Source organism: Acidovorax sp. LjRoot117 (assembly GCF_964252695.1).
Classification (GTDB): domain Bacteria; phylum Pseudomonadota; class Gammaproteobacteria; order Burkholderiales; family Burkholderiaceae_C; genus Acidovorax.
The window spans coordinates 96,297-121,648 of the sequence record NZ_CAXUPO020000002.1 but is presented as its reverse complement, the minus strand read 5'-3'; the positions used below and the strand labels follow the sequence as shown (position 1 = coordinate 121,648).

Annotated in this window: 22 protein-coding genes; 13 read left to right on the top strand and 9 right to left on the bottom strand. The window is 66.4% G+C overall.

Annotation, left to right across the window (positions count from 1 at the left end; translation table 11 throughout):
* Positions 1 to 45 precede the first annotated feature (45 nt).
* From ACSQ3D_RS05955 to ACSQ3D_RS05945, 3 genes are all read right to left on the bottom strand, one after another.
* The gene (locus ACSQ3D_RS05955; RefSeq protein WP_056418592.1) at positions 46 to 1,545 is read right to left on the bottom strand and encodes a malonyl-CoA decarboxylase; all 1,500 of its coding nucleotides are present in this window, start codon (positions 1,543 to 1,545) and stop codon (positions 46 to 48) included.
* The gene (locus tag ACSQ3D_RS05950; protein WP_056169658.1) at positions 1,545 to 2,213 is read right to left on the bottom strand and encodes a GntR family transcriptional regulator; all 669 of its coding nucleotides are present in this window, start codon (positions 2,211 to 2,213) and stop codon (positions 1,545 to 1,547) included. The genes ACSQ3D_RS05955 and ACSQ3D_RS05950 overlap by 1 nt, the downstream gene beginning before the upstream one ends.
* Before the next feature lie 361 nt (positions 2,214 to 2,574).
* Positions 2,575 to 3,492: a LysR family transcriptional regulator gene (locus ACSQ3D_RS05945; protein WP_436126235.1), complete on the bottom strand. Its 918-nt coding sequence runs from the start codon at positions 3,490 to 3,492 to the stop codon at positions 2,575 to 2,577.
* A 107-nt stretch (positions 3,493 to 3,599) separates the two neighbouring features.
* On the opposite strand from ACSQ3D_RS05945, the gene ACSQ3D_RS05940 reads away from it, so the two are divergent.
* Positions 3,600 to 4,517: a DMT family transporter gene (locus tag ACSQ3D_RS05940; protein WP_436126234.1), complete on the top strand. Its 918-nt coding sequence runs from the start codon at positions 3,600 to 3,602 to the stop codon at positions 4,515 to 4,517.
* Between the two features lie 27 nt (positions 4,518 to 4,544).
* Positions 4,545 to 4,976, top strand: a complete 432-nt coding sequence (locus ACSQ3D_RS05935) for a GNAT family N-acetyltransferase (protein ID WP_436126233.1) — start codon at positions 4,545 to 4,547, stop codon at positions 4,974 to 4,976.
* 80 nt (positions 4,977 to 5,056) lie between these two features.
* Here ACSQ3D_RS05935 and lgt read toward each other — a convergent pair whose 3' ends face one another.
* Positions 5,057 to 5,884: a prolipoprotein diacylglyceryl transferase gene (gene lgt / locus ACSQ3D_RS05930; protein WP_436126232.1), complete on the bottom strand. Its 828-nt coding sequence runs from the start codon at positions 5,882 to 5,884 to the stop codon at positions 5,057 to 5,059.
* Between the two features lie 185 nt (positions 5,885 to 6,069).
* Between lgt and ACSQ3D_RS05925 the strand changes: the two genes are divergently transcribed.
* From ACSQ3D_RS05925 to ACSQ3D_RS05900, 6 genes are all read left to right on the top strand, one after another.
* Complete coding sequence (locus ACSQ3D_RS05925; RefSeq protein ID WP_436126231.1) at positions 6,070 to 6,549, top strand: sigma-70 family RNA polymerase sigma factor; 480 nt, start codon at positions 6,070 to 6,072, stop codon at positions 6,547 to 6,549.
* Positions 6,550 to 6,587: 38 nt separating this feature from the next.
* On the top strand, positions 6,588 to 7,559 hold the full coding sequence (locus ACSQ3D_RS05920; RefSeq protein ID WP_436126230.1) for a FecR domain-containing protein: 972 nt from the start codon (positions 6,588 to 6,590) through the stop codon (positions 7,557 to 7,559).
* A 184-nt stretch (positions 7,560 to 7,743) separates the two neighbouring features.
* Positions 7,744 to 10,236, top strand: coding sequence for a TonB-dependent siderophore receptor (locus ACSQ3D_RS05915; protein ID WP_436126229.1), 2,493 nt, complete (start codon positions 7,744 to 7,746; stop codon positions 10,234 to 10,236).
* 114 nt (positions 10,237 to 10,350) lie between these two features.
* A complete protein-coding gene (locus ACSQ3D_RS05910) occupies positions 10,351 to 12,564 on the top strand; it encodes a TonB-dependent receptor (protein ID WP_156370792.1) in 2,214 nt (737 codons plus the stop codon).
* Positions 12,565 to 12,739: 175 nt separating this feature from the next.
* On the top strand, positions 12,740 to 13,207 hold the full coding sequence (gene bfr / locus ACSQ3D_RS05905; RefSeq protein ID WP_056418614.1) for a bacterioferritin: 468 nt from the start codon (positions 12,740 to 12,742) through the stop codon (positions 13,205 to 13,207).
* 356 nt (positions 13,208 to 13,563) lie between these two features.
* Positions 13,564 to 14,043, top strand: coding sequence for a T6SS immunity protein Tdi1 domain-containing protein (locus ACSQ3D_RS05900; RefSeq protein ID WP_436126228.1), 480 nt, complete (start codon positions 13,564 to 13,566; stop codon positions 14,041 to 14,043).
* 90 nt (positions 14,044 to 14,133) lie between these two features.
* On the opposite strand, the gene ACSQ3D_RS05895 is transcribed toward ACSQ3D_RS05900, so the two are convergent.
* Positions 14,134 to 14,520 (bottom strand): hypothetical protein, encoded by a 387-nt coding sequence (locus ACSQ3D_RS05895; RefSeq protein ID WP_156370794.1) that lies wholly within the window; start codon positions 14,518 to 14,520, stop codon positions 14,134 to 14,136.
* Between the two features lie 637 nt (positions 14,521 to 15,157).
* Here ACSQ3D_RS05895 and ACSQ3D_RS05890 point away from each other — a divergent pair.
* On the top strand, positions 15,158 to 16,171 hold the full coding sequence (locus ACSQ3D_RS05890; RefSeq protein WP_056418622.1) for a GlxA family transcriptional regulator: 1,014 nt from the start codon (positions 15,158 to 15,160) through the stop codon (positions 16,169 to 16,171).
* Between the two features lie 78 nt (positions 16,172 to 16,249).
* Entirely contained in the window at positions 16,250 to 17,425 is a 1,176-nt protein-coding gene (locus ACSQ3D_RS05885; protein ID WP_056418625.1) for an MFS transporter, read from the top strand.
* On the opposite strand, the gene ACSQ3D_RS05880 is transcribed toward ACSQ3D_RS05885, so the two are convergent.
* The gene (locus ACSQ3D_RS05880) at positions 17,426 to 18,391 is read right to left on the bottom strand and encodes a LysR family transcriptional regulator (protein ID WP_056418627.1); all 966 of its coding nucleotides are present in this window, start codon (positions 18,389 to 18,391) and stop codon (positions 17,426 to 17,428) included.
* Positions 18,392 to 18,560: 169 nt separating this feature from the next.
* Between ACSQ3D_RS05880 and ilvD the strand changes: the two genes are divergently transcribed.
* A complete protein-coding gene (gene ilvD / locus ACSQ3D_RS05875; RefSeq protein WP_056418630.1) occupies positions 18,561 to 20,267 on the top strand; it encodes a dihydroxy-acid dehydratase in 1,707 nt (568 codons plus the stop codon).
* Between the two features lie 196 nt (positions 20,268 to 20,463).
* On the opposite strand, the gene ACSQ3D_RS05870 is transcribed toward ilvD, so the two are convergent.
* Positions 20,464 to 20,706 carry a TIGR04438 family Trp-rich protein gene (locus tag ACSQ3D_RS05870; protein ID WP_056418634.1) on the bottom strand — a complete coding sequence of 81 codons (243 nt, stop codon included), beginning with the start codon at positions 20,704 to 20,706 and terminating at the stop codon, positions 20,464 to 20,466.
* A 116-nt stretch (positions 20,707 to 20,822) separates the two neighbouring features.
* On the opposite strand from ACSQ3D_RS05870, the gene ACSQ3D_RS05865 reads away from it, so the two are divergent.
* Positions 20,823 to 21,128 (top strand): c-type cytochrome, encoded by a 306-nt coding sequence (locus ACSQ3D_RS05865; RefSeq protein ID WP_056169700.1) that lies wholly within the window; start codon positions 20,823 to 20,825, stop codon positions 21,126 to 21,128.
* Between the two features lie 147 nt (positions 21,129 to 21,275).
* Here the strand turns inward: ACSQ3D_RS05865 and ACSQ3D_RS05860 are convergent, their stop codons facing one another.
* The gene (locus tag ACSQ3D_RS05860; protein WP_056169702.1) at positions 21,276 to 21,758 is read right to left on the bottom strand and encodes a hypothetical protein; all 483 of its coding nucleotides are present in this window, start codon (positions 21,756 to 21,758) and stop codon (positions 21,276 to 21,278) included.
* Positions 21,759 to 22,074: 316 nt separating this feature from the next.
* On the bottom strand, positions 22,075 to 24,069 hold the full coding sequence (gene acs / locus ACSQ3D_RS05855; RefSeq protein ID WP_056418637.1) for an acetate--CoA ligase: 1,995 nt from the start codon (positions 24,067 to 24,069) through the stop codon (positions 22,075 to 22,077).
* A 309-nt stretch (positions 24,070 to 24,378) separates the two neighbouring features.
* Between acs and ACSQ3D_RS05850 the strand changes: the two genes are divergently transcribed.
* Positions 24,379 to 24,987, top strand: a complete 609-nt coding sequence (locus tag ACSQ3D_RS05850) for a TIGR00645 family protein (protein WP_056418639.1) — start codon at positions 24,379 to 24,381, stop codon at positions 24,985 to 24,987.
* The last annotated feature ends 365 nt before the right edge of the window (positions 24,988 to 25,352 follow it).

Below are 25,352 nucleotides of genomic sequence, written 5' to 3'. Positions count from 1 at the left end.
GCAGGCGGTGGGCGGCAGTCGGGCCCCACGTTGTCCAGCGTGGTGTCAGCCGCGGCACAAGGTGTCGATGTCCCCCGACACCGGTACCTTGCCCTGCGCCAGCAAGCTGCGATGCTTGTCGATGCGCTTCAAGTCGTACAGGTAGTTGACCATCAACCCGTACGATTGTTTGACGCCCTTGGTGGACGGATCGCCCGCCCAGTTGAGCCGCTCCACGCGGGCGCCGTTGCCCAGGTGAAAACGTGCCACCGGGTCCACGGGCTTGCCCTCCAGCAGCTCGCGGCCCAGGTAGTGCGCGGCGCATTCGAGCAGCATCTGGCGCACGGGCGACTTGGCGTCCAGCTCCAGCGCCTTGTCGATGGCGGCCAGCAGGTGGGTGGGCTGCGGCGGCTCGAAGCCCACCGCGCGGCCCAGCTCGGCGCGGCGCTTGTCGTCCAGGCGCTCCAACATGGCGCCGGCATGTTTGCCCAGCCAGGCGCGAAAGCCGGGGATGGGCGACAGCGTGGCAAAGGTGCGCAGGCGCGGGAACTCGGCGTTCAGCGTCTCCACCACGTGCTTGATGAGCGAGTCGCCAAAGCTCACGCCGCGCAGGCCCGTCTGGGTGTTGCTGATGGAGTAGAAGATGGCGGTGGTGGCGCGGGTGATGTCCGCAGGCGCCGCCGCTTCGTCCAGCAGCGGCGTGATGCTGGACGAGATCTTGTCCAGCAGCGCCACCTCGACAAAGATCAGCGGTTCGTCGGGCAGGCGCGGGTGGAAGAAGCCGTAACAGCGGCGGTCGCTGTCCAGCCGGTTCTTGAGGTCAGCCCAGCTGCGGATATCGTGCACGGCTTCGTACTTGATGAGCTTTTCGAGCAGCGAGGCGGGCGAGTCCCACGACAGGCGGCGCAGCTGCAAAAACGCCACGTCGAACCAGGTGGAGAACAAATGTTCCATCTCGGCATCGAGCGCCAGCAGGCGCTTGTCGGCCTTGAGCAGCGGCAGCAGCTCGGCCCGCATGTCCACCAGGAAGCGCATGCCTTCGGGAAACACCGCAAAGCGCTGCAGCAGCCGTGTGCGCGGCGTGACCATGGCGCGGCGCAGGCTGATCTCCGCCTGGCCCTCTTCGGCGGTGCCGGCCGCGGCCTCGTAGCGCTGGCGGGCCGACTTGAAACGCGTGGCGTCGGGCGCGAACTGCTCGCACATCAGCAGCCACATGTCGCGGCGCTCTTCGGGCTCGGCCTTGGCGTACCACTCGGCCACGGCCTGGGCGCGGCGCCCGCCTTCGATTTCGCTCACCTGCGGGGCGATGACCTCCTGCAGGTCGGCCAGCAGGCGGCGCAGAGCGCGCGGCGACAGCGACTCCTGCCCGCGCCGCAGCGTGGCCTGCAGCCGCTCGTGCGTGGAGCGCGGCGGCGCAACCTTGGCGACCACGTCGGTCACGGTCTTGTCGATCGCGGCCTTGGATGTGGTCTTGTCGGCGGCCTTGTCAGTGGCCTTGTCGGCCGCAGGTGCTGCGGTGCGCAGGCGCGAGACGCTGCGGGCAATCCATTCAGGGGTGGTGTTCATCATGGTGTCAGCCTCGATTGCTGGTTGCGGGCTACGTCGCGCAGCGCATCGCGCTGGCGCAACAGATGGGTGCGCATGGCCTCTTCGGCGGCGTCGCAGTCGCGGGCCTTCAATGCAGCGAATACGGCCAGGTGCTCGGCCAGGCTTTGCTGCAGGCGGCCGGGCGCGTGCAGCGTCTGCAGCCGTGCCAGGCGCAGGATCTTGCGCAGGTCGCCGATCACCTGGGCCAGCCAGCGGTTGTCGGCCAGCGTGATGAAGGCCTCGTGGATGGCGTAGTTGGCTTCGTAGTAGTCGGTGATGAGGCCGTCGGCTGCGCACTGCTGCAGGCGCTGGTGCAGCGCCTCGAGCGCCGCCACGTCTGCGGCGCCGGCCTTGCGCGTGGCCTCATGGGCGGCACGGCCTTCGAGCAGCGCGATGACGGGGAACAGGTCGTCCAGGTCGCGCTCGGTGATCTGGGCCACAAAGCAGCCCCGGCGCGGCTCGTGGCGCAGCAGCCCTTCGGCCACCAGCACCTTGAGCGCCTCGCGCAGCGGGGTGCGCGAGATCTCGAGCCGCTCGCACAGCGCAGCTTCGTCCAGAAAGCTGCCGGGAGGCAACGCACCCGCAAAAATCTGCTCCCGCAGCCGCGCCGCGGCTTCGTCATGCAGGGAATTGGGGATGGGGCGCATGGTGAAAACAGCTAAATGGTGGGAGCAAGCGGTTGAACCGTGGGTTTCTACCTAGTGGCGCTGTCGGCATCTGGAAGCCATCGTTGTTTAAAAAACAGCCAACCGGATGGTTCCTTCAACAACTCGCATAATTTTCCATAATTATGAGAACGATGAAGGAAAAACACCAGCACAGAATGCTGTGCACCGTCAAAAACCTGTTTTGGGGTGAAAACGAGACATCCGCAGCACCCACTCGCACTGCATTGGCCGCGCCGATATGGCTGCCTGCCGTCCGTCGGACTGTCCGCCTGCTTCCCGCTGCGTTAGTCCCGCGCCAACTGACACCCTTCGCTCTTGCCAAGTACGTACGAACCCCACTTCACACAACGTGTTCGAACCCCTGCACCAGGTGGTCGATCCACACCCGCAGCTTGGCCGGCAAGAACCGGTTGGGTGCGTACAGCAGCCAGGCCATGCCCGCATACGCTGTCTTGTGATCCCAATCGGGCAGCACCTGCACCAGGGCACCACTTTGCAACGCAGCGCGCGCTGCAAATCCCGGCAGGCTTGCAATGCCCAGGTGGTGCAGCGCTGCCTCCAGCCGGACTTCGCTGTGGTTGGCCACGTAGCGCCCGCGCACGGCCACCGTGGCCGCTTCTGCGCCCCGTTCAAAGCGCCAGTGCCGGTCGCGCTCGTCTTCGCCCAGATAGATACACGCATGCTGTTCCAGATCGCGCGGGTGCGCCGGGTGGCCGTGCGCCGCCAGGTACTGGGGGCTGGCGCACACCATGTGCGGCAGCGGGGCCAGGGGCCGGCCCGCCAGGCCGGGGGGCGGTGTGTCGGTCACGCGCAGGGCCAGGTCGATGGGGTCTTGGAACAGGTCCACCACCCGGTCGGTGATGAGCAGTTGCACATCCACCTGCGGGTACTTCTGCAGAAACGACAGCACCAGCGGGTGTACCAGTTGCCGCCCCACGGCCTTGGGCATGCTCATGCGCACCATGCCGGTGGGGTCGCCGGTGTGGGTATCGCTCAACGCCCACACCTCGCGGGCGGCGGCCACCATCGACTGGCAGCGGCTGTAGGCTGCCGCGCCCCCGTCGGTGAGCTTGAGCTTGCGGGTGGTGCGCTCCAGCAGCCGCACGCGCAGCGCGCCCTCCAGCCGGGCCACCTGGCGGCTGACGGCGGATGGGGTGAGGCCCAGTTGCCGTGCGGCAGCCGAGAAGCTGCCGGCCTCGACCACCCGTGCGAACACGGCCATGTCGGAGAGGCTGTCGAGAGGTCGATTGATGCTCATGGCGCACAAGTGATGTTCTACAGCAGCGATTATCAATGTGCAGGCGCAAATGAATAATCGCCCGAGCGTCTTATTGATCTGCCCCGCCTGCGTAGGCACCCAGCCCCATGACCACCGTGACCACCCTTGCCGCCCCCACCCCTTCCCCTCTCGCGCCCCGGCTGGCCGATGCCGCACTGCTGCTGGTCGCCGTGGTCTGGGGCACCAGCTACGGCGTGGCCAAGGGGGCCCTGGTGTTCTACCCGGTGCTGGGCTTTCTGGCGGTGCGGTTCGGGCTGACCTTTGTGCTGCTGCTGCCGGCGCTGCTGCGCGCCAGCCGCGCGGAGCAGCGGGACGCACTGGCGGCGGGGTTGCCGCTGGGCGGTTTGCTGATGGGCATCTTTGTGTGCGAGACGTTTGGGCTGGCGCTCACGCAGGCCAGCAACGCGGCCTTCCTCATCAGCCTGTGCGTGGTGTTCACGCCGTTTGCCGAATGGGCCCTGCTGGGCCAGCGGCCCGCTCGGGCGATGTTTGTGTTTGCCGGGGTGTCGCTGGTGGGCGCTGCGCTGCTGAGCGGCGGCCTTAGCGGCCACTGGGGCTGGGGCGACGCCCTGATGCTGGCCGCCGCCGTGCTGCGCGCCATCACCGTGTGCCAGACCAGCCGCCTTACCCGCCGCCGCAACGCACCGGTGCTGGCCCTGACGGCGGTGCAGGCCGGCGTCATTGCGCTGGGCAGCGTGGCGCTGGCCTTGGCCCTGCCCGGCGGCCTGCCACCGCTGCCTGGTGATGCAGGGTTCTGGCTCGCCTGCATCTACCTGGTGGTCGGCTGCACGGTGTTCGCCTTCGTGGTGCAGAACTGGGCCCTGCGCCACAGCTCGCCGTCGCGCGTCGGCCTGCTGATGGGCAGCGAGCCTGCGTTCGGCGCGCTGTTCGCCGTGCTGTGGCTGGGGGAGAGCCTCAGCATCGCAGGCTGGGCCGGAGGGGCGCTGATCGTGGCGGCGGCGTTGTGGACGATGCTGCGGCGCGGGGCGACTGCACCGAACTGATCACCTACCGCGCGCATACTCGCGCCGATGCTCTCCCACCTGACCTTTGCACCGCCGACCGACGACGATCTGCGCGACGGCACACTGGGCCGCCAACTGCGCCAGTACAACTATCGCTTCGTCGGCGAATACCCTGCCCAGCAGCCCGTGCGCCTGGATGCACGCGATGCTCAAGGGCGACTGGTGGGCGGCATCCGTGGCTTCGTGTTCGTGTATTGGCTGAACATCGACGTGCTGTGGGTCGCCGACGACCACCGCGGTCAAGGCCTGGGCACTCACCTGCTGGGCTGGGCAGAGGCGCAAGGGCGCACGCTCGGTGCGCACCACGCCAGGCTCGACACCTTCGAATGGCAGGCGCGGGGCTTCTACATCCAGCAGGGGTACACAGAGTTCGCCCGTATCGAGGACTACCTTCCGGGGCAGTACCTGGCCTTCATGAAAAAGCCGCTGGCCTCATGAGCGCCCAGCGGCTTTGTTTTCGAATTTGCTATCTAATTGATAGCTGCTGGCGCTTTACCATCAAGCGGTAGAGGCCATTTTCACCTTGCACCCAGCGCCACCACAGGTTGGCGCTGCGCCCACAGCCACAGCGCAATACCGCCCACGATCATCGGCACGCACAGCCACTGGCCCATGCTCATGCCCAGCGACAGCACGCCCAGGAAGGCGTCCGGCTCGCGGAAGTACTCGGCGATGAAGCGGAAGACCCCGTAGCCGAACAGGAAGGCGGCGGCCACCTGGCCTTGGCGGCGTTCCTTGCGGGCATACAGCCACAGCAGAACGAACAGCAGCAAGCCCTCCAGCAAGAACTGGTAGACCTGTGACGGGTGGCGCGGCTGCATCGATCCGCTGTGCGCGAAGACCATGCCCCAGGGCAGGTCGGGGCTGGAAAAGCGCCCCCAGAGTTCGCCGTTGATGAAATTACCCACCCGCCCGGCCGCCAGACCGGTGGGCACGCAGGGCGCCACGAAGTCGGCGACCTGCAGCCAGGGGCGCTTGCGCGAGTGTGCGAACCAGATCATCGCCACGATGACGCCCAGCAGCCCGCCGTGAAAGGCCATGCCGCCCTGCCACACGGCAAAGATCTCCAGCGGGTGGGTGAGGTAGTAGCCCGGTTTGTAGAACAGGCAGTAGCCCAGCCGGCCGCCCACCACCACGCCCGCCACCCCCAGGAAGAGGATGTCCTCGACATCCTTGCGCGTCCAGGCGCCCGGGCCGGTGATGGAGGCAAAGGGCTCGTGGCGCAGGCGCCGGATGCCCAGGAACATGAACAGGCCGAAAGCCGCCAGGTAAGTCAGCCCATACCAGTGAATGGCCAGCGGGCCGAGCTGCAGGGCGACGGGGTCGATGTGGGGGTAGGTCAGCATGGTGGCCGGTATTGTGCCCGCCCGCGCGGGGGCTCCGCGCGAATGGCAACCCCGTGGGGCGTGGGGACAGGCATAATTGATACTGATAGTAGTTCTCATTACCATCCCGCAATGCCAACGGCCCCCGTGCCGGCTGGTATTGCCGCCCTGTTTCGACCCTCCCCTGTCCCGCGCGCGCCCGTACCTTGCAGAGCCTTTACCTGGACCACCACACCTGGCTGCAGAGCCTGCTGAGAAAGCGGCTGGGCAACCGTGACGATGCCGCAGACCTGGCGCACGACACGTTCGTGCGCGTGCTGCGGTCCGACACGCCGGTGGAGGATATCCGCGAGCCGCAGCGCTACCTGGCCACGGTGGCGCGCGGGCTGGTGGCCGACTTTTTTCGGCGCCGCTCGCTGGAGCAGGCCTACCTGGACTACCTGGCCGTGCTGCCCGAAGACATGGCGCCTTCGCCCGAGGAGCAGGCCATCATGCAGCAGACCCTGATCAACGTGGACCGCATGCTCGGCAGCCTGCCGCCCAAGGTGCGCGAGGCCTTTGTGCTGGCGCAGTTCGAAGAGCTGACCTACCCCGAGATCGCCCAGCGCCTGGGCATCTCGCTGCGCAGCGTGAGCAACTACCTCACGCGGGCCATGGAGCACTGCTGCCTGGTGTTGGAAGATTGAGTGCTCCCGCGACCGAAAGATCGAAGGGCGCCAGCGCCGTGAGCAGCCACCCGACCGACGCCGAACGCCGCGCACTGCGCGAGGCCGCCGCCTGGCACACCCGCCTGCGCGACGACACCGCGGCTGCCGCCGACGACGACCACCGTGCCTGGCAGGACTGGCACGCGGCCGACCCGGCCCACCAGCGCGCCTGGCAAAAGGTGCAGGCCGTGGGCGCGCAGCTGGGCCGCATCCCGGCGCCGCTGGCGCGGCAAGCGCTGGGCGAGCGCAGCCGGCCGCCCCGGCGCGCCGTGCTGCGCAGCCTGGCCGCGGGGGTGGGTGTGGGCTCGGCGGCGCTGCTGTCGTGGCGCACCCTGCCCTGGCAGGAATGGCAGGCCACGCACCGCACCGCTGTGGGCGAGCGGCGCGACATCACCCTGCCCGATGGCTCGCTGCTGGCGTTGGACACCGGCACGGCGGTGGGTGTGGAATTCAACGACCGCGAACGCCTGCTGCGCCTGCACACCGGGCGCATCCTGGTGGCCACGCAGCCCGATGCGCAGGGCCGCCGCTTCAGCGTGGTGACGAGCCAGGGCCGCATCGTGGCAATGGGCACGCGCTTTTCCGTGCAGTTGCAGGGCGACGGCCAGTGCCACGTGAGCGTGCAGGAGAAGGCCGTGCGTGTGCTGCCGGCAGAGGGCATGCCACGCGAGCTGCAGGCCGGCGAGCAGACACGCTTCACCCCGCTGGCGGCAGAGCCCCCCGTGGCCGCCGACCCGTTCGACGCCAGCTGGCGCGACGGCGGGCTGATCGCAGTGGACATGCCGCTGGGCACACTGATCGCTGCGCTGGCCCGCTACCGCCCCGGCCACCTGGGCTGCGCGCCGGAGGTGGCGGCCCTGCGGGTGTCGGGCGCCTTCCCGGTGAACGACACCGACCGCGCGCTGGCGGCATTGGTCAGCCGGTTTCCGCTGCAGCTGCGCAGCCACACCCGCTACTGGGTGCGGGTGGAGGCGCTGGAACGGCTTTGACCGCCCGGTGCCTGACACCGGCATTGCTACAAAAATAGTAGCTACAAAGCATTACCAGTCAAGCGGCAGGCACCTTAAATGGCATTGACTGCATACCTCGCGAAATTTTTTTGACCCCGGGTTTGCAGGTTTGGCGTGCCTTGAGCGGCATACCAATGAACCCGCTGAGCGCCCAGAAGAATCCATGCCATCCGCCACCCCTGCCTGCCTGGCCCGTGCCGCGCTGCTGAGCGCTGCGCTGTGCGTGGCCGTGGCCGGCCCGGTGGCCCAGGCCCAGCCGGCCCCGGCCGCAACTGCAGACCAGGCGCCCGGCGGCGACACGGCGCGCGCATATGCCATTGCCCCCGGGCCGCTGGCCGTGGTGGTAAGCCAGTTTGCCCATGCTGCTGGGGTGGCGCTGTCGTTCGACGCGGCCCAGCTGGGGCCACAGCAATCGCCCGGGCTGCAGGGCCGGTACACGGTGGAGGCCGGCTTTGCCCGGCTGCTGGAGGACAGCGCCCTGCAGGCCGTGCGCGCATCGAGCGGCGTCTACACCCTGCGCGCCATCCCAAGAGCAGTTGCGCCCGAGGCCAGCGGCGCGCAGGTGCTGGCCCCGGTCACGGTGACGGCCACCGCGCCTACCGCCCGCACCGAGCAGTCGGGCTCGTACACCGCCAGCACCGCCACAGTCTTTGCGGGCCCGCAACCGGTGCGCGGCATAGCGCAGCCGGTCACCGTGCTCACGCGCCAGTGGCTGGACGACCGCGCCCTGCCGGACCTGCACGCGGTGATGCAGCACACCCCCGGCATCACGGTGGACTACACCGACAGCGAGCGTGTGAACTACTACGCCCGGGGTCACCAGATCGATGCGCTGCAGGTGGACGGCATGGCGCTGAGCCAGAACACCTCGGCCTCGATCTTCATCCAGCCCGACACCGCAGTGCTCGACCGGGTGGAAGTGCTGCGCGGCGCGGCGGGCCTGTTGCGCGGCGCGGGCAACCCCTCGGCCACCGTCAACATGGTGCGCAAGCGCCCTGAGCGTGGATTCGAGGCCTCTGCAGGTGTGACGCTGGGCACCTGGAGCCGCCGCCGTATCGACGCGGACATGTCCACCCCGCTCAACGATGCAGGCAGCGTGCGCGGCCGGCTGGTGGCCGTGGCCGACGGCAAGAAGTTCTTCCAGCAGGCGCGGGCCGAGGACCGCCAACTGCTCTACGGCGTGGTCGAGGCAGACCTGGCCCCAGGCACCACGCTCACGGCGAGCCTGCAGCACACCGCACTGGATGCGACCGGCGCCTGGGGCGGGCTGCCCGCAGGCATCGACGGCACGCAACTGCACCTGCCGCGCAGCACCTACCTGGGCACCGACTGGAATCGGTGGGACCGGCACAACGACCAGGCCTTCATCGAGCTGGCGCACCGCGCCGGCAACGGCTGGAGCATGCGCCTGAGCGCCGCCCACAACCGGCTGCGCTCAGACGGTTTCAAGCAAACCTCGTTCACCAGCGCGAGCAGCACCGACCCGTACCTGGTCGACGTGAGCACCTCCATCTACGGCGCAGAAGCCAGCGACCAGGGCGCCCTGGCCCTGTCGACCACCGGCCCGTTCGAGCTGCTGGGCCGCACCCACACCCTGAGCCTGGGCGCCGACACCCTGCACATCCGCACCACCGGCACCAGCGGTCACTGGGACGTAAGCCCCCTGCAGGGTGTGGACCTGCGCACCTGGAACCCCGCCACCAGCTACCCCGAGCCCTTCTACAGCCCCGGCAACGGCACGGCCTACACCGCGCCGTCGTCGCGCACAGGGCAGCAGGGCGCGTACGCCATGGCCCGCGTGTCGCTGAGCGACCCGCTCTCGGCGATCGTCGGTGCGCGCATCAGCGGGTGGCGCTACCGCGTGCCTGCCGCCCCCGCCAGCAACTACAGCGTGGCGCACGAAGTCACGCCCTACGCAGGCCTGGTCTACGACCTGGGCGACCACCTGAGCCTGTACGGCAGCTACGCCGAAACCTTCACGCCGCAGGACGCCAAGGGCGCGGACGGACGGCTGCTGGCTCCCATCCGTGGCAAGGACGTCGAGGCGGGCGTGAAGGGCGAGTTCATGGACGGCCGGCTCGCGGCGTCGCTGTCGCTGTTTCGCATCCACCAGGTGGGCCGGGCCATGGACGACCTGGGCAGCCCGCAAGGCTGCCCCAGCAACCCCGCCGGCCACTGCCAAGTGGCGGGCGGCAAAACACGCAGCCAGGGCCTGGAGCTGGAGGTGTCCGGCGAGCCACGGCCCGGCTGGCAGGTGCTGGCGGGCTACACCCACACCCGCACCCGTTACCTGCGCGATGCGGACCCCGCCAATGCCGGCCAGCCACTGCGCAGCATCGACCCGCGCCACGCGCTGCGGCTGTTCGCCAAGCACCGGCTGGACGGCGCACTGCGGGGCTGGAGCATCGGCGCCGGCGCGCGGGTGCAGAGCGATGGCTATGTGACCGCTGGCGACGTCACGTCGCGCCAGGGCGGGTATGCGGTGATCGACGCCATGCTCGGCTACCGCATCGACGCCAAGTACTCGGTGCAGGTCAACGTGAACAACGTTCTGGACAAGGTGTACTACGCCAAGTTCGCGCCCAACGCCCGCTATTTCAACAACTACTACGGCGACCCGCGCAACGTGGTGGTCTCGCTGCGCGCCAACTTCTGACATGGGGACTGTAGACCACCACCCTCCCCCCGCATCCGTCATCCCGGTTGCCGCTCTGGCACCTCTGACCGCGGCCGTCCCCATTCCGTTTTCTTCAACCCAACCATGACTGTCATGAACCACCCTTCACACGCCCGCCACGCCCGCCGTGCCGACTTGCACTTCGCGCCCACCCGCCTTACCCGCCTGGTCCGGCAATGCCTGGGCGCGGGCTTTGCCATCGCCGCGGTCGGCGTGGGCGCGCAGACCGCCAGCAAGACGGCCCTGGACGAAGTGGTCGTCTCCGACCAGGCCGAGGCCATCGGCGGCCTGCAAAAGACCTACTCCGGCGGCCAACTGGCGCGCGGCGGCGACCTGGGCCTGCTGGGCAAGGTGGATCTGATGAACGTGCCCTTCAGCACCACCAACTACACGTCCGAACTGATCCAGAACCAGCAGGCACAAAGCGTCTCCGACGTGGTGATGAACGATGCCTCGGTGCGCCCCATGGCGTCGCGCGGCGGCTTCGGCGACGATTTTCAGGTTCGCGGCTTCACCGTGGGCAATGGCGACCTCGCCATCAACGGCCTGTACGGCCTGGCCCCGTCCACGCGCATTCCCCTCGAAATGATCGAGCGTGTGGAAGTGCTGAAGGGCCCCGGCGCGCTGACGAGCGGCGTCGGCCCCAATGGCAGCGTCGGCGGCAGCATCAACACGGTGCTCAAACGCGCGGGCGACGCGCCGCTCACGCGCCTGACCAGCACCTACATGAGCAAGTCCAATTTTGCAGCCCACCTGGACATGGGCCGCCGCTTCGGCCAAGACAACGAATGGGGCGTGCGCCTCAACGGCCTGGTGCGCGGTGGTGAAGGCACCACCGACAACGGCAAGCAGAACCTCAACCTCGGCTCCATCGCGCTGGACTACGCGGGCGCACGCACCCGCTGGTCGCTCGACGCCACCGCCACGCGCGGAGAGACCGACAACTTCCGCAACCACATCACGCTGCCCACCGCCGGCGGCATCCCTGCCGTGCCCGACACGCGCTCGGTCTGGTACCCAGGCACCGAACTCAAGGACAACTTCAAGCTCGTGACCTCACGCCTGGAGCACGACCTCAACGACAGCACCACGGTCTACGGCAGCGTGGGCTGGTCCAAGCTGGATTACATGCAGGACTTCCCCGGCGGTTCGGGGCTGGCCGCCAACGGCAACTTCAGTGTGCGCAACGCGTGGTACGACCAGTACACCGACTCCAAGGCCGCCGATGTGGGCCTGCGCAAGCGCTTCAACACCGGCGCCGTCAAGCACACCGTGGCCATAGGCATGAACTACATGGCGCAGGAGACCGGGTATTTCTATGCCACCTCGGCCGGCACCAATCCGTCCAACCTGTACAACCCCGTTCCCGCCCCGGCCATGACGGGCGTGCGCGGCGCACCGGCCAAGAGCGTTGACAACCACCAGCACAGCTTCGCCATCGCCGACACCATGGGCTTCTTCAACGACAGCCTGCTCGTGACCGTGGGCCTGCGCCGGCAGACGATGGACTACGAAGGTTTCAACGTGGCAACGGGCGCATCGACCAGCCAGTACAAGGCCAGCAGCACCACGCCGTTGGCAGGCGTGGTGTTCAAACCCGCCAAGAACATCTCTGTCTACGCCAACTACACGGCCGGCCTCTCGCGCGGCAGCAAGGTGTCCGAGACAGCGACCCCCGCCTACGACAACGCAGGACAGACCATTCCACCCTTCAAGTCCAAGCAGATCGAAATGGGCGTGAAAGCAGACTGGGGCCGCATCACCACGCAGGCCGCGGTCTACGAAATCAAGCGACCCAGCGCCTACACCACGACGTCGGCCATCGACCCGAGCCTGAACCACTACGGCTTTGACGGCGAGCAGCGCAACCGCGGCCTGGAACTGACGGCTTATGGTGAAGTGCAGCGCGGCCTGCGCCTGATGGCCAGCGTCGCCTTCACCGACGCCAAGCTCACCCGCACGCAAGGCGGCGTCAACCAGGGCAAGAAGGTCTCGGGTGTGCCTGAGCACAACTTCAACCTGGGCCTGGACTGGGACACGCCCTGGATGCAGGGCCTGAGCCTCAATGGCCGTGTCGTCAGTTCCTCGTCCGTATACCGCAACGCCGACAACACGCTCAGCACGCCGTCCTGGACGCGGCTGGACATCGGCGCACGCTACACCACCAAGCTGTCGGGCAAGCCGCTCGTGCTGCGCGCCAATCTGGAAAACGTGAGTGAAAAGGCGTACTGGATTACCGGCATCAACGGTTACTCGACCACCGGCCTGCCGCGCACGCTGACACTGTCGGCCCAGATGGACTTCTGAGCACCCGGTTCGACCGAGAAACCCAGCTGAGGGCCGCTGCTTGACCTGGTGGAGGCAGCGGCCCAATGCGAACGCTTCTGATCCCCGGACGCATGCAAAGCGCAGGTACGGGGACATTGCATCGAATGATGCCTTCTGGCGCGATACTCCCTGCCCTGAATCCAAGGACAACAACATGCAGGGAAACCCCCAAGTCATCGACTATTTCAAGGATCTGCTGCGCGGCGAGCTGGCCGCGCGCGACCAGTACTTCGCGCATTCGCGCATCTACGAAGACCAGGGCTTCACCAAGCTCTTTACCCGTCTCGACCATGAGATGCAGGAAGAAACCCAGCACGCAGACGCCCTGCTGCGCCGCATCCTGATGCTGGGCGGCCGCCCCGACATGCGCCCCAAGGAGTTCACGCCCGGCGAGACCGTGCCCGAGATGCTGCGCAAGGACCTGGCCACCGAATACGAAGTCCGCGCCGCCCTGCAGCAGGGCATTGCACTGTGCGAAAGCGTGCGCGACTACGTGAGCCGTGACCTGCTGCTGCTGCAACTGCGGGACACGGAAGAGGACCACGCCTACTGGCTGGAAAAGCAGATTGGTCTGATCGAGAAGGTGGGCTTGCAGAACTATCTGCAATCGCAAACGGTTTGATCTGCCGCCGGGCGCATGCACCTTCCGATGATGGACACAGGGGAGCGATGACATTGATTTTTTGGGAAAGTCATCAACACCCAAACTGAGGAAGCGCCCGAGTTTCCGACATTGAAAGTTCGATTCGCGCGCCATTGCAGATGCGTTTGTGCAGATTGCTCCACTGATCTTCAGGCCCTGTTGGAGGTTCGGCGTGGGTCTTGAACAAACAGCAATGCCGACGCCGATGCGATGACTCAGATCGGCCAGCGGACACAGCAAAAACCTGTCCAAATTGGACGCCAAGGGCGATCATCTCTCCACCACCGAGCGAATACCATTCGCCCGCAAGCAGTCATTGACAGGATAGGTCTCGCATGTCGGTCGCTTGGTCTTCGCTCACATTTACTCCTCCGCTCGAGGCCCTCCAAGAACTCGCAGCGTCGTGGGGCTGGCTCCTTCGCGAGCCGTTCATGCCGGTGCTCTTTTCATCGCTCGGCGACGTGTTCATCGAGCCCGATTCCGGGGGCGTCTGGTGGTTGAACACAGGTATCGCCGAGCTGACGCAGGTAGCCGACTCCGTCGAGCATTTCGAAAGCCTTCTGAAATCGGAACTGGCGGACGAGTGGTTCCTGCCGAACTTGGTCGAGCAGCTCCACGCTGCCGGCAAGGTGCCCGGACCTGGCGAGTGCTACACGTTCGTTACCATGCCGATTTTCCGCGAAGGAAAGTACGAAGTTGACAATATCAACCCGGTCCCAGCGCGCGAACACTACGGACTTACCGGCTCAATGCACAAGCGGCTGCGCGAGCTCGTGGACGGCGCGCACGTGCAAGTCAAGGTGGCCACGTCGTGACAAGTGTGATGACCAGCCGGCCGGCAGGACGCGGCCAGAAGCCGTCTGTGGCAACCGAAAAAAACGGACACTCAACGCTTAAGCGGCAGTTTAAGCATCGCGACCTCTCCGCAAATAGTCGGCGTACTCATCTTGGACCATGAACTCGTTTGTCAATCGCGATGTGGCGCTAGACCAGCGAGTTTCGAGCGTTTTTAGGCACTCCTCAAAACTCGAAAAGGTCAGCACCTCATTTGCCTCGGACTGCTCCAGTTCTGGGTCCAACGGACCGAACTCATACACGTCCGTGTAGTCCTCTGACCCAAGATCCGCCGTCTCATAAAGATGAAGTTCGCACCCATTTGGCAAACCTCGAATCTGCACCCAGCGAATGCCGTGACAGTCTGAGCGTGAACACGCACCGAGAAACACTTCGATGGCCTTACCACGGCGAAGCGCAGCATGTGCTTCGCTGGAGGTGAGATAGCGGCGTGGCATGTCACGAGTCATAACGATTGAGTTCCGCTGACCAGGGTTGAATGCAATGCAAGATGAGATTGCATTTATAGCGCCCCTTTGGTTGAACTGATTCCATTTTGAGTGCCAACTCAGACCAGATAAGGCCTGCGGCTCGATGCGCTCTACATTACGATAGGCCACATCATGCTATCTAAAGATCGCCGCCGGACACTTTACGTGATTCTCGTCTTTGCAACCCTTGTGGGCCTCATGCTGTTATTCAGTTTTATTCCGTCCACGGAACAACGATGCAAGGCAACCTGTAGTCAAACGGGGAGTGATTCACGCATCGTTTTTAAATATCCGCCGGAGATGACCGCGGGAATGAGTGGCAGGGGACCGTCTGAATGTCAGTGCATTCGTCAAACGCCCTGACCCGCCTACGGTGGGCCGCTTACCTACTTCGTTGAGCGTCTGCTTTGACTAAACGTCACCGGCTGCTTCTGGCCGATAGCGGAAGTCTAGCCCCGTCGCACGCCTGCTAGGCGGCACTAACCGGGCGCCGCCGTCTCGCAAGGTACCTTTTTTCAGGCTCTGCCAAAGCTAAGACGAATTTGGCCAAATGTGTGGGATGGTTGTCATTGCAGTCAACAGGGCAAACACCGACACTGATTCCATGCCCCCATCCATCCGCACCGTGGCGTGCTTGATCTACCCCGACGTGATGAGCCTGGACGCGGTCGGCCCGCTGCAGGTCTTCGGCTCAGCCAATGCCGAGCGCACGGGCCACGGCCTGCCACCTGCGTATGCACTTCACGTGGTGGCCGAGGCCGCGGGGCCCGTCACCACATCGGCAGGGTTCGCGCTGGTGGCCGATGCCGGCTGGGCCACGCTGGACCCGGCGCAGCTGGACACCGTGCTGGTCGCTGGCGGCGATGGCGTCATGGCGCAATTGGGCAACACCGCGCTGCAGCAATGGCTGCGCGGCGCAGAGCCGCAGGTGCGCCGCATGGGCTCGGTGTGCTCGGGCGCGCTGCTGTTGGCGCATGCCGGGCTGCTCGATGGGCTGCATGCCACCACCCACTGGTGCCGTACCGACCTGATGCGCCGCAACTACCCTGCGGTGCAGGTGGACGATGACTGCCTGCACACCTACGATGCGGCCAGCGCGGTGTACGGCCACCTGTTCACATCGGCTGGTGTCACGGCGGGCATCGACCTGGCACTGGCGCTGGTGGAGGCCGACCTGGGCCGGCCCATGGCGCTGGCCGTGGCGCGGCGGCTGGTGATGTTCATGCGACGCCCGGGCGGACAGGCGCAGTTCAGCGCGCTGCTGGCGCCCGAGACGCGGCATGCGCCGCGGCTGGCGGCGCTGCTGGAATGGATCCCTTCACAGCTGGGCGGCGACCTGTCGCTGGATGCACTGGCCGAGCAGGCCTGCATGCCGCCGCGCACTCTGACGCGCGTGTTCCAGCGCGAGCTGGGTACCACGCCCGGGCGGTATGTGGAGCGCGTTCGCGTCGAGGCCGCCTCCAACCTGCTTTCGCAGGCCCAGGCATCGGTCTCCACCGTCGCGCGGTTGTGCGGCTTCGAGCACCCCGAGAACCTGCGCCGCAGCTTTCACAAGCACCGCGCCGTGAGCCCGCAGGCGTATGCGCAGCGCTTTGGCGCGGGGGCGCTGCTCGACTGACTCTCGCCCCACCGCGCCCTCTCTCTCACCCACCGCCCTTGCTTTGCGCCCGTACGGCGCGCCATCGAAAGTCGATCCATGCTGCTCTTGCGCAATGCGTCCGTTCGCCTGCTGTTCGCGGGCCAGGCCCTGTACTGGGGCTGCTCCATCATCGGCATCACGCTGACCTCCATCGTGGGCGCGCGGCTGGCGCCCTGGCCGGTGCTGGCCACGCTGCCGCTGGCGCTGCTGGTGCTGGGCAACCTGGTGGTGGTGCAGCCGCTGTCGCTGTTCATGCAGCGCCGGGGGCGGCGTGCGGGGCTGCAGGCCGGCGCGCTCTTTGGCGTGGCGGGCGGGCTGGTGAGCATGGTGGGCGTGCAGTGGGGCAGCTTTGCCGTGTTCTGCGCGGGCACGCTGGCCATCGGCGCGTATCAGGCCTCGTCGGGCTACTACACCTATGCGGCGCTGGAGGCGGTCGATCCCATGCAGAAAGGCCGTGCCACGGCCTGTGTGGTGGCGGGTGGCCTGTGTGCGGCGGTGTTTGCGCCGCCGCTCGCGTTGTGGTCGCGCAATGTGCTGGCCACGCCGCTGGCGGGCGCGTACCTGGCCATTGCGGTGCTGGCCGCGCTGGGCTGGGCGGTGATGGCGCTGCTGCGCGAGGGCGTGGCGCCCAAGCCGGCGGCGGGCGGCATGGCAGCCATGCGCAGTCTGCTCGTGCGGCCCGGCCTGCGGGCAGCGGTGGTGATGACGGCCATCGGCCACGGACTGATGATTCTGGTGATGAACGCCACGCCGCTGGCGATGGAGGTGTGCGGGTTTTCGGCAGCATCGGCGGCGCAGGTGATCCAGTGGCATGTGATCGGCATGTTCGCGCCTGCGCTGTTCTCGGGTGTGCTGGTGGACCGCTTCGGCAGCCGCAGCGTGGCGGCGGTGGGCGCGGCGTGCCTGGCGGCCAGCGCGGTGGTGGCGTTGTCGGGCCTCTCGTTCACCGAGTTTTTGGCCAGCTCTTTTCTGCTCGGCACGGGCTGGAATCTGATGGTGATCTCGGGCACCACCCTGCTGGCGGAGAACCACGCACCCGGGGAGCGCGGACAGGCCCAGGCGCTGATGCAGCTGGCCAACGGCATCGTGGCGGCGATGATGTCCTTTGCCTCTGGCGCGCTGCTCAGCGGCGCGGGCTGGACGGCGATCAACGCGGTGGCGCTGCCGCTGCTGGCCGTGGCGGCGGGCCTGCTGTTCGTGCGGGGGCGCGGCGCACCGGCTGCCGCGGGCTGATCAGGCCGCCATCGAACGCTCGCGCACGAAGTCGATGAAGCGCGCGAGGGCCGGGTTGTTGAGCGCGGCGGGCCACACCAGGCTGGTCTCACACACGGGCAGCAGCGGCTCGGCAGGGGATTTGGCTGCCTTAGCCCTGGCCTTGGCGGGTGCAGGCCCAAAAGCATCGGCCCCGCGGTACACCACGCCCTCGCGGCGGAACTGGGTCACGCTCTCGGGCACCCAGGCCACGCCCAGGCCGCCCCACACTAGGTTGACGATGGTCTGCATCTGGATGGCCTCTTGCGCCACCACGGGCACGCGGCCCGCCGCGTGGTACAGCGCGAAGACGGCATCGTGCAGCGAGGGGACGATGCGGCGCGGAAAGATCACCAGGGGCTCGGCCAGCACCTCGGGCAGATCCAGGCGCGGCGCCAGCGCCAGGGGGTGGCTGGCCGGTAACGCCAACACCAGCGGCTCTTCGGCCACGGCCAGGCGCGCGAGTTCGGGCGGCGCGAAGCCCGGCGAATGCAGCATCAGCCCCGCATCGAGTTCACCGCGCGAGAACAGCGCACGCTGCACATCGCCCGTGGCCTCCACCAGCTCCAGCGACACCTGCGGGCACAGCACCCGAAAGTCGCGCACCCATTCGGGCAGCCGCTCAAAGCCGATGGTGGAGACGAACGCCAGCCGCACCCGCCCCACCTCGCCCGCCGCTGCCGCACGCGCGCGCACCGGAAGCGCCTGCGCGCGCTCCAGAAAGTCGCGCACATCAGGCAGCAGCGCCTCGCCCGCCGGTGTCAGCGCCACGCGGCGGCGCGTGCGGTCGAACAGCATCACGCCCAGCGACCGCTCCATCTGCGCGATGGCCTGGGTCAGCGGCGGCTGGGTCATGTGCAGGCGGATGGACGCGCGGCCGAAGTGCAGCTCTTCGGCCACGGCCACGAACTGGCGCCAGGCGCGCACGTCGATGAGTGGTTCTTTCATGCGGTTTTGATCCAGTGATATGTTTTATATATTACTGAAGCAGTCGAAAGGGATTGGAAACGCCCGTCCAAACCTCGCATACTTGCACCCCGACAGCCAAAGACCCGCGCGCCCGTCCCTGCGGCGTCTTCCCACTACAACGATTCACTCCCCCACCAGGACCAACGCCATGGCAGACAGCAAGACCATCCCGATCCAGCCCATCAACCACCGCAGCGCCAACATCACGCAAGGCAAATCGCGCGCGCCCAACCGGTCCATGTACTACGCCATGGGCTACGAAGAGGGTGACTTCGTCAAGCCCATGGTCGGCGTAGCCAACGGCCACAGCACCATCACCCCGTGCAACAGCGGCCTGCAGAAGCTGGCCGACGCAGCCATCGCAGGCATCGAGGAAGCAGGCGGCAACGCCCAGGTGTTCGGCACGCCCACCATCTCGGACGGCATGGCCATGGGCACCGAAGGCATGAAGTACAGCCTGGTGAGCCGTGAAGTCATCAGCGATTGCATCGAGACCTGCGTGGGCGGCCAGTGGATGGACGGCGTGCTGGTGGTCGGCGGCTGCGACAAGAACATGCCCGGCGGCCTCATGGGCATGCTGCGCGCCAACGTGCCTGCCATCTACGTGTACGGCGGCACCATCCTGCCGGGCCGCTACCAGGACAAGGACCTGAACATCGTGAGCGTGTTCGAGGCCGTGGGCGAGAACGCCGCCGGCAAACTGAGCGACTTCGACCTCAAGGAGATCGAAAAGCGCGCGATCCCCGGCACCGGCTCGTGCGGCGGCATGTACACCGCGAACACCATGTCCAGCGCCTTCGAGGCCCTGGGCATCAGCCTGCCGTATTCGTCCACCATGGCCAACCCGCACGACGAGAAGATGAACTCGGCCAAGGAATCGGCCAAGGTGCTGATCGAGGCCATCAAGATGGACCTGAAGCCCCGCGACATCGTGACCAAGAAGGCCATCGAGAACGCCGTGGCCGTGATCATGGCCACCGGCGGCTCCACCAACGCCGTGCTGCACTTCCTGGCCATCGCGCACGCAGCGGGCGTGGAATGGGACATCGACGACTTCGAGCGCATCCGCAAGCAGACCCCCGTGCTGTGCGACCTCAAGCCCAGCGGCAAGTACCTGGCCGTGGACCTGCACCGCGCAGGCGGCATTCCGCAGGTCATGAAGGTGCTGCTCAATGCTGGCCTGCTGCATGGCGACTGCATCACCATCAGCGGCAAGACGATTGCCGAAGTGCTCAAGGACGTGCCCGATGTGCCGCGTGCCGACCAGGACGTGATCCGCAACATCGACAACCCCATGTACGCGCAGGGCCACCTGGCCATCCTGAAGGGCAACTTGAGCCCCGAAGGCGCTGTCGCCAAGATCACCGGCCTGAAGAACCCTGTCATCACTGGCCCGGCCCGCGTGTTCGACGACGAGCAATCGGCCCTGGAAGCCATCCTGGCCGGCAAGATCAAGGCGGGCGACGTGATGGTGCTGCGCTACCTGGGTCCCAAGGGCGGCCCCGGCATGCCCGAGATGCTGGCCCCCACGGGCGCGCTGATCGGCGCCGGCCTGGGCGAAAGCGTGGGCCTGATCACCGACGGACGGTTCTCCGGCGGCACCTGGGGCATGGTGGTCGGCCACGTGGCGCCCGAAGCGGCAGCGGGCGGCACCATTGCCTTTGTCAACGAAGGCGACAGCATCACCATCGATGCGCGCCAGTTGCTGCTGGAGCTGAACGTGCCCGAAGAAGAAATCGCCAAGCGCCGCGCCGCCTGGACGGCCCCCGCTCCGCGCTACACCCGCGGCGTGCAGGCGAAGTTTGCCTTCAATGCATCGAGCGCGAGCAAGGGTGCTGTCCTGGACGCCTATTGAGCGTTTATCGATGGATGGGCGGGTAGGCAGGCCTCGGGGCCAGCCCGCCGTGCACACCGGAAACAAAAAAACGCCCACGGCACGTTGTCATGGGCGTTTTGTTTTCTAGCGGTTGTTCGCGGCAGCCTTGCGCACTGCAACGGTAAGCAAAACTGCCCGACGGACGCGCGGCCCCGGGGCGAGACCGCAGCGCGCCTCAGCGAGGCTTGCGTGGACGAATGCCCAGGGCTTCCTTGTTCTTGTTGATCCGGTCCTGCTTGCGCTGGTCCATCTTTTCCATGGCTTTACGTTTGGTATATCCGGTGGAATCAGCCCAGGCCCACCATAGGACAGTGGCACCGAAAGGCGCCATGATCCACCACCAGGACCAGTTGGCGACAGGGCCGATTTCGAAGTATTTCAGCGCCAGCAAAATCAGTGAAAGGCCCAGCAGATACATCGCAATCTCCAGAAAATGCCATCAAAGGCTCGATTGACCGGGCACGCAGGCATGTCAACCCAAGTCACTACAATCCCATTAAAAGAACTGTAACCCAACCCACAGGAAAACCCACCATGAAGCGCACCCTGATCACACTCGCGATGACACTGTCGGTTGCGGCCCCCGCGATGGCCGACCAGGCGCTGGCCACGGCCAAGAACTGCATGGCCTGCCACGCGGTGGACAAGAAGCTGGTGGGTCCGTCGTACAAGGACGTGGCAGCCAAGTATGCAGGCCAGAAGGACGCCGTGGACAAGCTGGCCGCCAAGATCATCAAGGGCGGCGCGGGCGTATGGGGCCCGGTCCCCATGCCCGCTAATGCGCAGGTCAACGATGCCGATGCCAAGAAGCTGGCGGCCTGGGTGCTGACGCAGAAGTAACCACCACTGCCGGTTTGACGGCCATCTTGAGCCCGACGGCCTGAACCTCGTTAAAAAACAGCCGCGTCACTTGAAAAGGTGACGCGGCTGTTTTCATGGTGGTTGGCCATGTTGAGGTGGCTGGCTGCTGGCCAGCCACACTTGCGGCTACACGATGGGCGTGACCACCTGATGTGCTTGATCGCGCGTGCGCAGTTGATGCTCCAGCTGGCCCACATAGGCGGCCGTGGCGTTGTCCGACTCTTCGACGCGGGTGGCCAGGCGCTGCTCCAGGGTGTCGAGCCGCGCGAGCACGGCCGTGTGGGCCTGGCCCTGCTGGATTTCCAGGAAGTGCCGCAGTTCAGTGAAGCGCGAGGCCTCGGCCTTGTCGGCCAGTTCACGCTGGACCTGCATTTCCTTGGTGTGGCGGCGCGTCTCCAGCAGCACGGAGCCCTGCAGCGACAGCACGTAGGCCACGAAGAAGATGGCAAGCAAGGTGGTGAGGCCGAGCATCAACAGGCCCAGGGGCGCCTCGACCGTGGTCAGCCCGAGCGACACCGTGGTGGGGACGGCCAGCATCGGCCAGTTGAGGAAGGCCAGTGCGGCGATGGCCAGCACGACGAGAAACAGGACGGCAGAACGAAAGTGCATGGTGAAATCTCCGGTAGGCAGCGTGCGACCTTGCCAGAATGGGCGGGCCGGTCACGCGGTGCCGCCGTTGTAACGCATGCCAATGGGGTTGGCGCGGCCGGGCCGGCGATTTCAGATGGTGTCCTACAGGGGCAGCAGGATGTGCCGGCTGTGAAGCTCCGACATCGCACTTTTCGATCCATGGGCTGCGGCGTCGATCACCGTTGGTGGGTGATCGAGCCGGGTTTTGTGGCCACGTCACATCGCTGCGCGATATGAGTGGCCACGCACCCTGCAAGCGCTCCGCGCGGGCGCCGTTGCACGGCGCCCTTCTCGATCAGTTGGCCTTGGCCAACTGATCGAGAATTGCAGGATTCTCCAACGTACTGGTGTCCTGCGTGATGGCCTCGCCCTTGGCAATGCTGCGCAGCAGCCGGCGCATGATCTTGCCGCTGCGGGTCTTGGGCAGGTTGTCGCCGAAGCGGATGTCCTTGGGCTTGGCAATCGGGCCGATTTCCTTGGCGACCCAGGCGCGCAGTTCGTTGGCGATCTGCTTGGCCTCCTCGCCGGTGGGGCGCGAGCGCTTGAGCACCACGAAGGCGCAGATCGCCTCGCCGGTCACGTCGTCGGGGCGGCCCACCACGGCCGCTTCGGCGACCAGGTCGGTCTTGGAGACCAGGGCCGATTCGATCTCCATCGTGCCCATGCGGTGACCCGACACGTTGAGCACGTCGTCGATGCGGCCGGTGATGCGGAAGTAGCCGCGGTCCGCACTGCGCACCGCGCCGTCGCCGGCCAGGTAGTAGCCCTTGAGCTCTTCGGGGAAGTAGGCCTTCTTGAAGCGCTCGGGGTCGTTCCAGATGGTGCGGATCATGCTCGGCCAGGGCTTCTTGATGACCAGGATGCCGCCCGCGCCGTTGGCGACGTCGTTGCCGGTTTCATCCACGATGGCGGCTGCGATGCCGGGCAAGGGCAGCGTGCAGCTGCCAGGCACCAGCGGGGTTGCGCCAGGCAGTGGGGTGATGACGTGGCCGCCGGTTTCGGTCTGCCAGAAGGTATCGACGATGGGGCAGCGCTCGCCGCCCACGTTCTTGTGGTACCACATCCAGGCTTCGGGGTTGATGGGCTCGCCCACGCTGCCCAGGATGCGCAGGCTCGTCAGGTCCGAGCGCGCGGGGTGCACCGCGGCGTCGCCTTCGGCGGCCTTGATCAGCGAGCGGATGGCCGTGGGTGCGGTGTAGAAGATCGAGACCTTGTGCTTCTCGATCATCTGCCAGAAGCGGCCTGCGTTGGGGTAGGTGGGGATGCCTTCGAAGACCACCTGCGTCGCACCCGCCGCCAGCGGACCGTAGGCCACGTAGGTGTGGCCGGTGATCCAGCCGATGTCGGCCGTGCACCAGAACACATCGTCGGGGCGCAGGTCGAAGGTCCAGTCCATCGTGAGCTTGGCCCACAGCAGGTAGCCGCCCGTGGCGTGCTGCACGCCCTTGGGCTTGCCGGTGGAGCCGCTGGTGTACAGGATGAACAGCGGGTGCTCGGCACCCACGGGCACGGGAGCGCACTCGGTGCTGTGCCCGGCCAGGATCTCGTCGAAGGTCTTGTCGCGCCCGGCCACCATGTTGCAGGCGGTGGCAGTGCGCTGGTAGACGAACACGTTGCGGATGGTGTCGCAGCCGCCGGCAGCCAGGGCCTCGTCGATGATGGCCTTGAGCGGCAGTTCCTTGCCGCCGCGCATCTGGTAGTTGGCGGTGATCACGGCAACCGCGCCCGCGTCGATGATGCGCTCCTGCACGGCCTTGGCACTGAAGCCGCCGAACACCACGCTGTGCGTGGCGCCGATGCGCGCGCAGGCCTGCATGGCGACCACGCCCTCGATGGTCATGGGCATGTAGATCAGCACGCGGTCGCCCTTGGCCACGCCATGGGCCTTGAGCGCGTTGGCGAACTGGCTCACGCGGGCCAGCAGTTCCTTGTACGTGATCTTGGTGACCGTGCCGTCGTCGGCCTCGAAGACGATGGCGGTCTTGTTCTCGGTGGGCGTACCGATGTGGCGGTCCAGGCAGTTGGCGCTGGCGTTGAGTTCGCCGTCGTCGAACCATTTGAAAAACGGGGCGTTGGATGTGTCGAGCGTGCGGGTGAAGGGCTTGCTCCACTGCACGTTCTCGCGCGCCAGGCGGGCCCAGAAGCCTTCGAAGTCCCTGTCGGCCTCGGCGCACAGGGCGTCGTAGCCCGCCATGCCCGAGACGCGGGCGGCTTTGACGATGGCGTCCGACGGCGGGAACACGCGGTTCTCAACCAAAACGGATTCGATCGCGGATGTGGGCGCACTCATGGTGTTGTCTCCTGGTTTTTGATGGAATGGTCTGACAGGCACCGGCCGGCGGGAGCGGCTGTGCGCGCCCCGCGTCGCCTGCCCGGCCTGTCTTTTCTGTGAATTGGGCGGTACTGTCGGACGCCGCACTTACAAGCCACTGACTGGCACGAAGCTTACAGAAAGAGCGCCCCCTGCGCGCCGCGCCGCCATGAAAACTGCGTTGTGGCCTTCGCTGCCTGCGCCTTCGCCGCCAGCCGCTATCCCAAGGCCGGCGAGCGGTCATGCGCTTCTTCTAGAATCGCGCGACCCGATCCAACCCCACCGCCCATGTCCCTCCCCAAAAAATCCGGCACGCCGGTCGCTATGCGTCCCCTTCCTTCCTTGATCTTTGCCAGCCGCTGGCTGCAGCTGCCCCTGTACCTGGGACTGATCCTGGCGCAGGCGGTGTATGTCTTTCACTTCTGGGTGGAACTGGTGCACCTTATCGAGGCGGCGTTCGGCAACACCGCCGCGCTCAAATCGCTGGTCTCCAGCATCGGCTACAAGAGCGACTTTGAAGTCACCGCGCTCAACGAGACCATCATCATGCTGGTGGTGCTGGCGCTGATCGACGTGGTGATGATCTCCAACCTGCTGATCATGGTGATCGTGGGCGGGTACGAAACCTTCGTGTCGCGCCTGCACCTGGAGGACCACCCCGACCAGCCCGAGTGGCTCAGCCACGTGAACGCCTCGGTGCTCAAGGTCAAGCTGGCCACCGCCATCATCGGCATCAGCTCCATCCATTTGCTCAAGACCTTCATCAACGCCGCCAACTACGACGTCAAGGTGCTGATGTGGCAGACCATCATCCACGTGGTGTTCCTGCTCAGCGCACTGGCCATCGCGGCAACCGACCGGCTGATGGCGCACTCCACACCGCCGGTTCGCCACTGAACTGCTGCAGCAGGACGAGGTGCCTGCGTCTTCAACGCCTCCGGCGCGCTGGTGCGGCCCCAGGCGCTTTCCCCCGCGCCAAACTGCAACAGAACGCTTCACCTTCCCGAAGCGTCGATCTCGACCTGAGCGCCCCGGACCGAACCGCCAATGCTGCTGACACACAGCATCGGCCGGGATACCGGGGCGTTTTGTCGTCTCCGCAGCTCCTTGCCAAGCGTAGGCAACGCGCGGATTGCCGTACATCTGATTACGCATTGGCAGCGGTCGAGAGGAACTTTGAGCCTTCATCAACGCAGAATTCTGGCGCCACGCCCATGACCATTGGACGTGGGCACGAGGCACCCGCCACCCTTTTCTGCGCT